The following is a 12,328-nucleotide window of genomic DNA, read 5'->3' as shown; positions in this document are numbered from 1 at the left end:
TCACCACAGCAGGCCGTAGGGGATGAAGCGGGCGCTCTCGCCCGGCTCCACGGTGAGCCGGTCTTCCTCGAGTTCGATCAGGCCGGCGGTTTCGGTGAGCGAACTCAGGACGCCGGCGCCGTCGCGAGGGTGCTTGGCTGCCGTGCAGCCGCCGTCCCCGTCCTGCCGCAGGCTGACGCGCACATATTCGCGGCGTCCGGCCTTCTTGCGATAGCTGAAGCCGCACCGCACCGGGAAAGCCGGCAGGGGCTCCAGCGCCTCGCCGCGGAGGCGGGCGACAAGGGGACGCAGCACGTGCGCGCCGGTGACGAACACCGCGACCGGGTTGCCGGGCAGGCCCACCAGAGGCGTCCCATCCACGACGCCGAGCGCCACCGGCCGGCCCGGCTTGATGGCGAGCCGCCAGAACACCATCGCGCCGGTCGCCTCCACGGCGGCGCGGACGTGGTCCTCCTCGCCCATCGAGACGCCGCCGGAGGTGACCAGCAGGTCGTGTGCGCCGGCGGCTTCCGACAGCGCCGCCTGGACGGCGTCCCGGTCGTCGCGCAGGCGGCCGAGATCGCTGACCTCGACGCCCATGCGGGCGAGCAGCGCCGCCAGGAGGGCGCGATTCGAGTCGTAGATCTGCGCGGGCCCCAGCGTCTCGCCGGGCTCGCGCAGCTCGTCGCCGGTGGAGAACAGGCCGACACGCAGCCGACGGCGCACTTGGAGCGAGGCGCAGCCCAGCGCCGCCGCGAGTGCGACGTCCTGCGGCCGAAGGCGCCGGCCGGCCAGCAGCGCGACCGCGCCACGCTCGATATCCTCGCCGGCGCGCCGCAGGTTGGCGCCGGGCTTCAGGCCGGGCGGGAGCAGGACATGGTCGCCGTCCGCCGTGACGTCTTCCTGCATGAACACGACGTCGGTTCCCACCGGAACGGGCGCGCCCGTGAACACGCGGGCGGCGGAGCCGGGGTCGAGCGCCGCGGCGCCATGGCCGGCTGCGACGCGCCCCCGGACGGGGAGGCGCGTGGCGCTCCCGGGGCTCAGGTCCGCCGTGCGGGTCGCGTAGCCGTCCACGGCGGAGTTGTCGAAGGGCGGCAAGGCGACGCGCGCGACCACGTCGTGGGCCAGCACGCGGCCGTCGGCGCTCCAGAGCGGCGCATCCTCGACGCCGGCCAGAACGGGCAGCCGCTCGCCGATCAGCGCGATCGCCTGATCGACGGGCATCAACTCGCCGCCGAACGCGAAGGCGTCGTCCGTGAGTTGCGCCATGGCCTAATCCCCCGCTTCGAGACGCGCCAACACATGGCTGATCGGCTGCGCGGCTTCAAGCAACGCTTCCGCCACGCGAACCGGTTCTCGCAAGGGCAGCACCGGGACGCGGGCTGCCGGGCATGGGTCGTCGGAGGCGACGAGAATGATGCCTGGATCGTCGGCGTGCAGCGGCGGCTTGCCGACCGCCGCGCGCCAGATCTCGAGCTTGGGGATTGGCTCGCGCTTGAACCCTTCCACGATCACGAGGTCGCAGGGCGAGAGCTTGCCCAGAAGCTCGGCCAGCCGCGGCTCGGGCGCGCCGCGGTGCTCATGCATCAGCGCCCAGCGGGTCGCGGACGAGACCAGCACCTCGGAGGCGCCGGCCTGCCGATGGACCCAGGAATCCTTGCCGGGCGTGTCCACGTCAAACGCGTGGTGGGCGTGCTTGACCGTGGACACCAGAAGACCGCGCGCGGTCAGCAGCGGGATGAGGGCGGTCAGAAGGGTGGTCTTCCCCGAGCCGCTCCAACCCGCCAGGCCGATCACGCGCACGGCGCTACTCCGCGGCGGTTGCGGCCGCCTCCGCCGAAACCCGCACGGCGCAGAACTTGAACTCCGGGATCTTGCCGAAGGGGTCCAGCGCCGGGTTGGTGAGCAGGTTGGCGGCCGCCTCCGCGTAGCAGAACGGCATGAACACCATGTTCTGCGGCACGTCCCGATCCGCCCGCACCTTCACCGAGACGGCGCCGCGGCGGGTCTCCATGCGGATGAAGTCGCCGGCGCGCACGCCCATGCGGCCCATGTCGCGCGGCGACATGAAGGCCACGGCCTCCGGCTCGAGATCGTCCAGCACGCCGGCGCGGCGCGTCATGGAGCCCGTGTGCCAATGCTCCAGCACGCGGCCGGTGGAGAGCACCATCGGGTACTCCTCGTCCGGCACTTCGTCCGGCGGCGTGACCCGGGCCGGCACGATCTTGCCGCGGCCGCTCGCGGTCGGGAAACCCTGCGCGAAGATGATCTCGTTGCCGGGCTTGTCCGGCGCATCCACCGGATAGGTGACCGCGCCTTCGCGCTCCAGCCGCTCCCACGTGATGTTGGCGAAAGAGGGCATCACCATCGCCATCTCGGTGAAGACCTCGCTGGGGTGCGTGTACTCCCACGGCAGGCCCATGCGGCGCGCCAGCTCCTGGATGATCCACCAGTCCTGCTTGGCCTCGCCCGGCGGCTTGATGACCTGCCGGGCGATCTGCACGCGGCGGTCCGTGTTGGTGAAGCTGCCGACCTTTTCGGCGAAGGCGGAAGCCGGCAACACCACGTCGGCGTGGAAGGCCGTCTCGGTGAGGAACAGGTCCTGCACGACGAGGTGGTCGAGCTTGGCCAGCGCCTCGCGGGCATGCTGCAGGTCGGGGTCTGACATCGCGGGGTTCTCACCCTCGATGTACATGCCGCGAATGTCCCCGGCATGGATGGCGTTCATGATCTCCACCACCGTGAGCCCGCGCTTGTCGTCGAGCTCGCTCTGCCAGAACTCCGAGAACATCTTGTGTATGTCGGGCTTCTCGACGGACTGGTAGTCCGGGAACACCATCGGGATCAGGCCCGCGTCGGACGCGCCCTGGACGTTGTTCTGGCCGCGCAACGGATGCAGGCCGGCGCCGGGGCGCCCGATCTGGCCGGTGGTGAGCGCCATCGCGATCAGGCAGCGGGCATTGTCGGTGCCGTGCACGTGCTGGCTGATGCCCATGCCCCAGAAGATCAGCGAGGCCCTGGACCGGGCGTAGAGCCGCGCCACCTCGCGCAGGGTCTGGGCGTCCACGCCGCAGACGGGCGCCATGCGCTCGGGCGTGAACTCCTTGATGCGCTCCTTGAGCTCCTCGAAGCCTTCCGTGTAGCCGGCGATGTAGTTGTCGTCGGTCAGTCCCTCTTCGATGATGGTGTTCAACATGGCGTTGAGCATCGCCACGTCGCTGCCGGGCTTGAACTGGAGGTGGTAGGTGGCGTGCCGCGACAGCGTCTGGCGGCGCGGATCGGCGACGATCAGCTTCGCGCCGTTCTTCACGGCGTTCTTGATGTAGGTGGCGGCGACCGGGTGGTTCACGGTCGGGTTGGCGCCAATCACGATGATCACTTCGGCGTCCAGGGCGGCCGCGAAGGGCGCCGACACCGCGCCTGAATTCACGCCTTCCATCAGCGCCGCCACGGAGGAGGCGTGGCATAGCCGGGTGCAGTGGTCGACGTTGTTGGAGCCGAAGCCGGTGCGCACCAGCTTCTGGAACAGGTAGGCCTCCTCGTTGGAGCCCTTGGCGGAGCCAAAGCCGGCCAGCGCCTTGCGGCCGTGCTGGTCGCGAATGTTCTTCAGCCCGAAGCCGGCGGCGTCGAGAGCCTCCTCCCAGGTCGCCTCGCGGAAGTGGGTCCACGGGTTGGCCGGGTCCACCTGGTCGTTGGCGTGCTTGGGCGCATTCGGCAGGCGAATGAGCGGCTTGGTCAGCCGGTCCGGATGGTGGATGTAGTCGAAGCCGAAGCGGCCCTTGACGCAAAGGCGGTTCTGGTTGGCGGGGCCGTTGCGGCCCTCGGCGTAGACGATCTTCTCGTCCTTGACGTTGTAGGTGACCTGGCAGCCGACGCCGCAATAGGGGCAGAGCGAGTCCACCTTCTTGTCGGGGTACACGGTGCGGGTCTGGTTGTCGTCCAGATAGGCGGCCGGCATCAGCGCGCCCGTCGGGCAGGCCTGCACGCACTCGCCGCAGGCCACGCAGGTGCTTTCGCCCATGGGGTCGTCGAAATCGAATACGATCTTGGCGGCGGCGTTGCGGTACGCCATGCCGATCACGTCGTTGACCTGCACCTCGCGGCAACCGCGCGCGCACAGGCCGCACTGGATGCAGGCGTCGAGGTTGACCCGCATTGCGGTGTGGCTGACGTCCGCGGCCCAGCGCTCGGCGGCCGGGAAGCGGCTCGTCGTGACGCCGGTCTTGTCGGCCCAGTTCCAGAACTTGGACTCCGGGTTGTGCGACGTCGCGCGCTCCGGCTGGTCGGCGACCAGCAGCTCCATCACCATCTCGCGCGCCTTCTCGGCGCGCGCGGATGCGGTCTTCACCTTCATGCCCACCGTGGGAGCGCGCATGCAGGAGGCTGCGAGCACGCGCTCGCCCTCGATCTCCACCATGCAGACGCGGCAGTTGCCGTCCGGCCGATAGCCGGGCTCGGGCAGGTAGCACAGATGCGGGATCTGAACGCCCTCGCGCTGCGCGACCTGCCAGATGGTCTCGCCGGGGGCGGCTTCGACGGTCTTGCCGTCCAGTTCGAATGTCACGTTCATGGCGTGCAGTCCCTCACTCGGCCGCCACGCGGGGGGCGAATTCGTCGGGGAAATACTTGATGACGCAGGTCAGCGGGTTGGAGGCCGCCTGGCCCAGGCCGCAGATCGAGGCGTCGCGCATTGTCTGGGACAACTCGCCAAGCAGCTCCTGGTCCCAAACCGGCTTCTGCATCAGCTTCACAGCCTTTTCGGTGCCGATGCGGCAGGGCGTGCACTGGCCGCAGCTCTCGTCCTCGAAGAAGCGCATGAGGTTCAGCGCCGCCGAACGGATGTCGTCCTTGTCGGACATCACCACCACGGCGGCCGAGCCGATGAAGCAGCCGTATTTCTCGAGCGTGCCGAAATCGAGCGGGATGTCGTCCATGTGGGCCGGCAGGATGCCGCCCGAGGCGCCGCCCGGCAGGTAGGCCTTGAAGCTGTGGCCCTCCTGCATGCCGCCGCAATACTCGTCGATGAGCTCGCGGATGGTGACGCCGGCCGGTGTCAGCTTCACGCCGGGGTTCTTGACCCGGCCAGACACCGAGAAGGTGCGCAGGCCGACGCGGCCGTTGCGGCCCTGGCTGGACCACCACTCCGCGCCCTTCTCGACGATGTCGCGCACCCAATAGACCGTCTCGACGTTGTTGATCAGCGTCGCGAGGCCGAACAGTCCGACCTGGAACGGGTAGGGGGGCTTGTGCCGGGGCAGGCCGCGCTTGCCTTCCAGGCTCTCCAGCAACGATGATTCCTCGCCGCAGATATACGCGCCCGCGCCGCGCCGCATATGGATGCGGGGGCCGCCGGCCGGAAGCTTGGCGATCTCGCGCAGCAGGATCTCGCGCGCCACCGGGTACTCGTCGCGCAGGTAGATGTACACGTCCTCGGCCTCCACGACGTGCGCGCCAATCAGCGTGCCTTCCAGGAAGCGGTGCGGATCGGTGTTGAGGTAGTGACGGTCCTTGAAGGTGCCGGGCTCGCCCTCGTCGGCATTGATCGCCATCATGCGCGGGCCGGGTTCGCCGCGCACGGCGCGCCACTTGCGCGCGGTCGGGAAACCCGCGCCGCCAAGGCCGCGCAGGCCCGCCCCATCCAGCCTCGTCAAAAGTTCGTCGACCGTCATCTCGCCGCCGCGCAGCTTGCCGAGCAGGGCGTAGCCGCCGTTCGCCACATAGGCGTCAAAGTCGATGTAGTCGTCCGGCACGTGCGGATGCGTGTCGCCGGCCGCGATGGCGGCGGCGACATTCTGAGCCGTGGCCTGGTGAATGAAGTGGTGGCCAACTTCCGCAACCGGAGCCTGGTCGCAGAGGCCGACGCAGGGCGCCCGAACGATCCGGACATCCGGCCCGGCCTGCGCCTTCAGGTCGGCAATCAGCTTCTCGGAACCGTAGAGCTCGCAGGTCAGGCTGTCGCACACCCGCACGGTCAGGGGCGGAATGGTGGGCTCGCCCTCCTTCACGACGTCGAAGTGGGCGTAGAAGGTCGCGACCTCAAAGACTTCCGCGAAGGACAGCTTCATCTCGTCCGCGAGAGCCGCCAGGTGGGCGGCGGAAATCTGGTGGTAGCGATCCTGGATCAGATGCAGGTGCTCGATCAGGAGGTCGCGACGCCGGGGAAGGTCGCCGAGAAGGTCGATGACTTCCTGCAGCGCGACGGGATCGACCTGGCGGCCCTTGGGGGTGGATTTTGCGCGCTTGCGGCCCAAGCCGGGATGCTCGAAGCGCAGCACGTTCTGATCGCGATTGTCGCTCATTCTTGGCTCGGCCCGTTTCCTCTCACCCCGGTCGAAACTTGGCGTTCCGTATCCGAGGTATCTGGCATGCCAGCAATCAGACCACAGGTCCGCGGCGCTGTCATTACTGCAGCGCAGCAAATTGCTGCGCCTTGTGGTCGCTGGCTTGGGCGGCGCCGGCAGCGTGCTGCAGGCGCCGCCTTGGCCTCAGCGGAACAGAACGAGCGACTTCGACAGCGTGATCCACACGCCCCAGATGATCGGGATCCCGACCACCGCCCAGGCGAGCGCCGACACGGGTGTGAGCCCGCCGCGGCCGATGCCGAAGGCTCCGCTGTGAGTCGCCGCCGCCGCGCCCTTGGCCTGCAGGGCGGCGACTTCCTCGTCCTTCATGAACCACTTCTCGTTCAACGGCCGGATCGTGAGGTTAATCAGGAACCCGAGCACCAGCATGCCGGCGAGGATGTACATCGTCCGATCATAGACCTGGGCGCGCGGCACGCCGGCGGCGATCTGCGCCTCGCGGATATAGTTCACCACCACCGGGCCGATGATGCCCGCCGTCGACCAGGCGGTCAGCAGGCGGCCGTGGATCGCGCCGACGAACTGCGTGCCGAAGATGTCGGCCAGATAGGCCGGCACCGTCGCGAAGCCGCCGCCATACATAGACAGGATGATGCAGAAGAACCCGATGAACAGGATCATGCTGCCGGCATGCGCGGCCCAGGGCGCCAGGGCGTAGAGCAGGATGCCGAGGCCAAAGAAGGTCGCGTAGGTCATCTTGCGGCCGATATGGTCCGACATCGACGCCCAGAAGAAGCGGCCGCCGATGTTGAACAGCGACAGCAGGCCGACGAAGGCCGCCGCGATGGTGGCGATGGATTTCTTCTGGTCGGGGTTCAAATCGGTGAAGCCGACGGCCGGCTGGCCGATGAGCGAGCCGGCGAAGATCTCCTGCAGCATGGGCGAGGCCATGCCGAGCACGCCGATGCCGGCGCTGACGTTGAGGGTGAGCACGAGCCAGATTGCCCAGAACTGCCACGTCCGGTGCGCGTCGCGCAGGTGGACGTCGCGGTGGGTGATCATCGCGTTGGTGGACTCGGTGGGAGCCGTCCAGCCTTCCGGGCGCCAGCCGGCGGGCGGCACGCGGTAGCCGAACGCGCCCGCCATCATGAACACGAAGTAGAGCGCCGCCATGCTGACGAAGGTCTGCCAGACGCCGACCGAGGTCGGGGTCTTGAAGTAGTTCATCAGCATGTCGGCCAGCGGAGAGCCGATCATCGCGCCGCCGCCAAAGCCCATGATGGCCATGCCGGTCGCCATGCCGCGCCGGTCGGGGAACCACTTGATGAGCGTCGAGACGGGTGAGATGTAGCCGAGGCCGAGGCCGATGCCGCCGATCACGCCGGAGCCGAGCCACAGCAGCCAGAGCTGGTGCGTGTAGACGCCCAGCGCCGAGATCAGCAGGCCGCCGCACCAGCACAGCGCCGAGACTACGCCCGCCTTGCGGGGGCCGGCGCGCTCCAGCCAGCCGCCCCAGATGGCGGCGGCGGAGCCGAGCAGCACGAAGAACAGCGTGTACATCCAGCCGAGATCGCTGACCTTCCAGTCGCAGGTCGTCGTGAACAGCGTGCCGAAGAAGCCGATGTCCGGGCAGGCGACCGGCTTGGAGACGCCGAGCGCCTGCGAGAGCGGCAGCCAGAAGACGCTGAAGCCGTAGGCCATGCCGATGCAAAGATGAATGGCGAGGGCGGCCGGCGGAACCAGCCATCGATTGGAGCCTGCTTTCGCGATGATGCGTTCGCGGTCGAGCAGGCCAGCGGCCGCGCTCGTGGCGGACCCGGGGGCGGTCGTCACACTCATGTGCTTCCTCCTGAGGCGTCCGTTGTTCGAACGCTCGGTCGACGCCCGGAGTTGTTCCAGGGCGGTTGTGTCATGTGTATCGGCTCGCAAGGTGCAAGCAAGCGCGGGTACGAGTGCAGACTATCGCTAGACCATCTATACTTTGGTCTAAGCTCGCGAGAAATCATGGCGAACGAGGCGGATCGCCGGAAATTCGGTCAACGCCGCGCGAAATTTCTTGAACCGGAGACAAGACTTCCGTCAGTTCACGTCGGCTTGCGAGCGGGCGATGCGCCTGCCTATGCTGCCGTCGTTGGAAGGAGCAGCCATGCTGAAGCGTATCGTGTCGGGACTGATCGCGCTTGGGGTCGCGCTGGCGGCGGCGTCGCCCGGCGTGGCTCAATCGCGCTTCATCACGGTCGCGTCCACGACGTCGACGGAGCAATCCGGCCTGTTCGGCCACCTGCTTGGGGCGTTCACGGCCAAGACCGGCATCGAGGTCCGGGTCGTGGCGGTGGGCACCGGCCAGGCGCTGGACATCGGCCGGCGCGGCGACGCCGACGTGGTGTTCGTGCATGACCGGGCGGCCGAGGACGCGTTCATGGCTGAGGGCCAGGGCGTGAAGCGCTTCGACGTGATGTACAACGATTTCATCGTGGTCGGCCCGAAGCAGGATCCCGCCAAAGCGGCGCAGGACCCGGACGTGCTGGACGCCTTCCGCAAGATTGCGGCCGCCAAGGCGGCCTTCGTGTCGCGCGGCGACCGCTCGGGCACGCACGCGGCGGAGCTGCGGACCTGGAAGGAGGCGGGCGTGGACATCGCGGCCGCCAAGGACAGCTGGTACCGTGAGATTGGCCAGGGCATGGGCCCGGCGCTCAACATGGCGGCCGCGATCGGCGGCTATGTGCTGGCGGACCGGGGAACGTGGCTGTCGTTCAAGAACCGGCAGGATCTCACGATCCTGGTGGAGGGCGACCGGCGGCTGTTCAACCAGTATGGCGCAATGCTCGTGAACCCGCAGAAGCACCCGAACGTGAAGGCGCAGGACGGGCAGGCTTTCGTGGACTGGCTGATTTCGCCCGATGGGCAGGGCGCCATCGCGAGCTATCGGATCGAGGGGCAGCAGCTCTTTTTTCCCAACGCCTCGACCGAACGGTCTTGAGAGGAGACGAGCATGGACGAAGAACGCTTCAACATGGCGCTGCGCAAGTTCCTGAAGGAGGTCGGCGTGACCTCGCAGCGCGAGATCGAGAAGGTCGTGCGCGACGGCAAAGCGCCGGGCGACGTATTGCGGGTGAAGATGACGCTGACATCCAGCGACGGCTCGCTTGACCATGTGGTGGAAGGAGAAATTCCGACCGGCTGAGCCTCAGCGTCCCTCGGCGGCGCGCTGGAGGCCGAACGCGGCGGCGCTCACGGCGGCGCTGATGGTGATCAACGTCAACCCCAGCGCCAGCGCCAGCGCCAGGTCGCCCTTGCTGGTCTCCAGCGCGATCGCGGTGGTCATCGTGCGGGTGAAGCCGCGGATGTTACCGCCCACCACAAGGATCGCGCCAACCTCGGCCACGCAGCGTCCGAATGCGGCGAGCAGAACCGTCACCAGGGCTCCCCGCGCCATGGAGAGCAGCTCCAGGCAGGCGCGGGCCAGCGATGCTCCGTCGACGAGCAGCGCCGCGCCGTAGTCGCGCCAATAGCCCTCCACGGTGCGGTGCGTGAGCGCCACCACGATCGGCAAGGCGAGCACAGCCTGCGCGGTGGTCATGGCTGCGGGCGTGAACAACAGCCCCATGGCCCCCAGCGGGCCCGAGCGCGACAGGGCGACATAGAGCAGCAAGCCAACCACCACGGGCGGAAGCCCGAGCAGCGCGTGGACGGCGACCACCACGGCGTGCCGGCCCGGGAAGCGCCAGACCGCCAGCGCGGCGCCGAGCGGCGCGCCCAGCGCGAACGCGATCAGCGTCGCCGCGCCGCTGACGCGCAGCGACAGCCCGACGATGCCGATCAGTTCGGCGTCCCCATTCACGATGAGGCGTGCGGCAAGGGAAAAAGCGCGCGACAGGTCTTCCACGCGGGCGCAATAGCAGGTTCAGCCGCGAAACACAGCACTGTTACGCTGAAACGGGATAAGCGCGAGTGAAGGCGGAGATGAAATGAGAGTTCGCGGCGAGATCACTGCTCGCCTGAAGGACTTTGATGGTGGGCGCACAAGGGCTCGAACCTTGGACCCGCTGATTAAGAGTCAGCTGCTCTACCAACTGAGCTATGCGCCCATCAAAGTTGCCGGGGGCCGAAGCCGCCGCGACGAGGGGGTGAGTATCAAAGGCCCGCGGGGATGTCCAGCGGCAGTTTGCATTCCGGTCGCGCTTTTTCGCGCTGGAGGGGAGGGCTTCTCCTGATCGCCCGGCTCGTAAGCCCCTCCGCCGTCATCCCGGCGACCTGCGCCGCCGGGGATGACGGAGAGAGTTGAGCCCGCCAACAACGAAGTTGACGGCGGGCGTCACGGCCCTCAACCTGCCGCGAGCGCTTCCGGCTTGCCGCGCAGGCGCTTCACCATCAGCTTGTTCAGCGCCCCCAGATAAGCGCGGGCCGAGGCCACCAGCGTGTCGGGATCGGCCGCCTTGGCGGTGACGGACTTGCCGTCCTCGGCGAGACGGACCGAAACTTCCGCCTGCGCGTCGGTGCCCTCCGTGACGGCGTGCACCTGGTAGAGCTCCAGCCGCGCCTCGTGCGGCACCAGCGCGTGGATGGCGTTGAAGCAGGCGTCGACCGGGCCGTTGCCGGTCGACTGGACGGTCTTGTGTGCGCCGTTGACGTCCAACGTCAGGGTGGCGAGCTGCGGCCCCTGCGTGCCGGCGATGATGGTCAGCGCCACGACCTTGATGCCGTCATGCGCGGTGAGGATTTCGTCGTCGACCAGCGCCTCGATGTCCTCGTCGTAAACGTGCTTCTTGCGGTCAGCGAGGTCCTTCATGCGCTTGAAGGCGTCTTCCAGGGCGTTCTCGCCCAAATCGTATCCCAACTCCTTCAGCTTCTCGCGGAAAGCGTGGCGGCCGGAGTGCTTGCCCATCACCAGCGAGGTCTTGGATACGCCCACTGATTCGGGCGTCATGATCTCGTAGGTCTCGGTATTCTTCAGCATGCCGTCCTGGTGGATGCCGCTCTCATGCGCGAAGGCGTTCCGACCGACGATCGCCTTGTTGTACTGCACTGGGAACGACGTCACGGCCGCCACCAGCTTTGACGCGCGGGTCAGCATTGTGGTCTCGACGCCGCACTCGTACGGGAAGGCGTCATTGCGGGTCTTGATCGCCATGACGATCTCTTCCAGCGCGGCGTTGCCGGCGCGCTCGCCGATGCCGTTCACGGTGCACTCGATCTGGCGTGCGCCGCCCTGCAGGCCCGCCAGCGTGTTGGCGACCGCCATGCCGAGGTCGTTGTGGCAATGCACCGAGAAGATCGCCTTGTCGGAATTCGGCACGCGCTCACGCACCGTGCGGAAGATCCGGGCGTATTCCCCGGGGGTCGTGTAGCCGACCGTATCGGGGATGTTGATGGTGGTCGCGCCGGCCCGGATGGCCGCTTCGACGCAGCGGCACAGGAAGTCCATCTCGGTGCGGGTGCCGTCCTCGGCGGACCACTCGACGTCCTCCACCCAGTTGCGGGCGCGGGTCACCGAGGCGGTCACCAGGTCCAGCACCTTCTCGGGCGCCATCTGCAGCTTGTGCTTCATATGGACGGGCGAGGTGGAGATGAACGTGTGGATGCGGGGCCGCACGGCGCCCTTCACGGCCTCGCCGGCGCGATCGATGTCCTTTTGGCCGGCGCGCGCCAGGCCCGCCACGGTGGCGCGCTTCACCCGCCGCGAGATCTCGGTGACGGCCTCAAAATCGCCCTCTGAGGCAATCGGAAAGCCGGCCTCGATGATGTCGACGCCCATCTCGTCCAGCAGGTCGGCAACCTGCAGCTTTTCTTCCAGCGTCATCGATGCGCCGGGAGACTGCTCGCCGTCCCGCAGGGTGGTGTCGAAGATCAGGACCCGGTCCTTGCCGGATACGGTCTGGCTCGCTGCATTGGTGGTCATGGGCTGTCCTTGTCGTGGCTTTCGCCTGCCGCGGGCCGCATCGGGGCCAAGGCGGATCAGAGCGCTTCGTTGCGTCCGGCTTCGGCGGCCCCTGAGCGCCCAGGCGCACGCGCCCAGCCGGCCCTCAGGGGCGGATAAGGAGAAG

At 68.1% G+C, this 12,328-nt stretch carries 9 protein-coding genes and 1 tRNA gene; 2 read left to right on the top strand and 8 right to left on the bottom strand.

The annotated features are described in order from the left end of the window. The 5 genes from IEV99_RS17615 to IEV99_RS17595 form a co-directional block, all read right to left on the bottom strand. Entirely contained in the window at positions 1–1,251 is a 1,251-nt protein-coding gene (locus IEV99_RS17615; protein ID WP_188519033.1) for a molybdopterin molybdotransferase MoeA, read from the bottom strand. 3 nt (positions 1,252–1,254) lie between these two features. Next, positions 1,255–1,785 carry a molybdopterin-guanine dinucleotide biosynthesis protein B gene (gene mobB / locus IEV99_RS17610; protein ID WP_188519032.1) on the bottom strand — a complete coding sequence of 177 codons (531 nt, stop codon included), beginning with the start codon at positions 1,783–1,785 and terminating at the stop codon, positions 1,255–1,257. Between the two features lie 4 nt (positions 1,786–1,789). After that, positions 1,790–4,552, bottom strand: coding sequence for a formate dehydrogenase subunit alpha (fdhF, locus tag IEV99_RS17605; protein ID WP_188519031.1), 2,763 nt, complete (start codon positions 4,550–4,552; stop codon positions 1,790–1,792). 13 nt (positions 4,553–4,565) lie between these two features. After that, on the bottom strand, positions 4,566–6,281 hold the full coding sequence (locus IEV99_RS17600) for an NAD(P)H-dependent oxidoreductase subunit E (protein ID WP_188519030.1): 1,716 nt from the start codon (positions 6,279–6,281) through the stop codon (positions 4,566–4,568). Positions 6,282–6,467: 186 nt separating this feature from the next. After that, the gene (locus IEV99_RS17595; RefSeq protein WP_188519029.1) at positions 6,468–8,123 is read right to left on the bottom strand and encodes an OFA family MFS transporter; all 1,656 of its coding nucleotides are present in this window, start codon (positions 8,121–8,123) and stop codon (positions 6,468–6,470) included. A 307-nt stretch (positions 8,124–8,430) separates the two neighbouring features. Between IEV99_RS17595 and IEV99_RS17590 the strand changes: the two genes are divergently transcribed. Further along, a complete protein-coding gene (locus IEV99_RS17590) occupies positions 8,431–9,264 on the top strand; it encodes an ABC transporter substrate-binding protein (protein WP_188519028.1) in 834 nt (277 codons plus the stop codon). A gap of 12 nt (positions 9,265–9,276) precedes the next feature. After that, a complete protein-coding gene (locus IEV99_RS17585; protein WP_188519027.1) occupies positions 9,277–9,468 on the top strand; it encodes a DUF6494 family protein in 192 nt (63 codons plus the stop codon). Positions 9,469–9,471: 3 nt separating this feature from the next. Here the strand turns inward: IEV99_RS17585 and IEV99_RS17580 are convergent, their stop codons facing one another. The 3 genes from IEV99_RS17580 to IEV99_RS17570 form a co-directional block, all read right to left on the bottom strand. After that, positions 9,472–10,170: an ABC transporter permease gene (locus tag IEV99_RS17580; protein WP_188519026.1), complete on the bottom strand. Its 699-nt coding sequence runs from the start codon at positions 10,168–10,170 to the stop codon at positions 9,472–9,474. Between the two features lie 126 nt (positions 10,171–10,296). After that, positions 10,297–10,372 (bottom strand) — tRNA-Lys (locus IEV99_RS17575). Between the two features lie 236 nt (positions 10,373–10,608). Continuing rightward, positions 10,609–12,183 carry a 2-isopropylmalate synthase gene (locus IEV99_RS17570; RefSeq protein WP_188519025.1) on the bottom strand — a complete coding sequence of 525 codons (1,575 nt, stop codon included), beginning with the start codon at positions 12,181–12,183 and terminating at the stop codon, positions 10,609–10,611. Between the last annotated feature and the right edge of the window lie 145 nt (positions 12,184–12,328).

Origin of the sequence: Alsobacter metallidurans (assembly GCF_014636935.1) — a bacterium.
Classification (GTDB): Bacteria; Pseudomonadota; Alphaproteobacteria; order Rhizobiales; family Beijerinckiaceae; genus Alsobacter; species Alsobacter metallidurans.
Note: the sequence above shows the minus strand (reverse complement) of the source record. Positions and strands in the feature narration are given on the sequence as shown.

What these genes read in the sequence shown, in the direction of transcription:
- IEV99_RS17590 (WP_188519028.1), top strand. Translation starts at nt 8,431, where the DNA reads ATGCTGAAGCGTATCGTGTCGGGACTGATCGCGCTTGGGGTCGCGCTG.
- IEV99_RS17615 (WP_188519033.1), bottom strand. Translation starts at nt 1,251, where the DNA reads ATGGCGCAACTCACGGACGACGCCTTCGCGTTCGGCGGCGAGTTGATG.
- fdhF (WP_188519031.1), bottom strand. Translation starts at nt 4,552, where the DNA reads ATGAACGTGACATTCGAACTGGACGGCAAGACCGTCGAAGCCGCCCCC.
- IEV99_RS17595 (WP_188519029.1), bottom strand. Translation starts at nt 8,123, where the DNA reads ATGAGTGTGACGACCGCCCCCGGGTCCGCCACGAGCGCGGCCGCTGGC.
- IEV99_RS17570 (WP_188519025.1), bottom strand. Translation starts at nt 12,183, where the DNA reads ATGACCACCAATGCAGCGAGCCAGACCGTATCCGGCAAGGACCGGGTC.
- IEV99_RS17585 (WP_188519027.1), top strand. Translation starts at nt 9,277, where the DNA reads ATGGACGAAGAACGCTTCAACATGGCGCTGCGCAAGTTCCTGAAGGAG.
- IEV99_RS17600 (WP_188519030.1), bottom strand. Translation starts at nt 6,281, where the DNA reads ATGAGCGACAATCGCGATCAGAACGTGCTGCGCTTCGAGCATCCCGGC.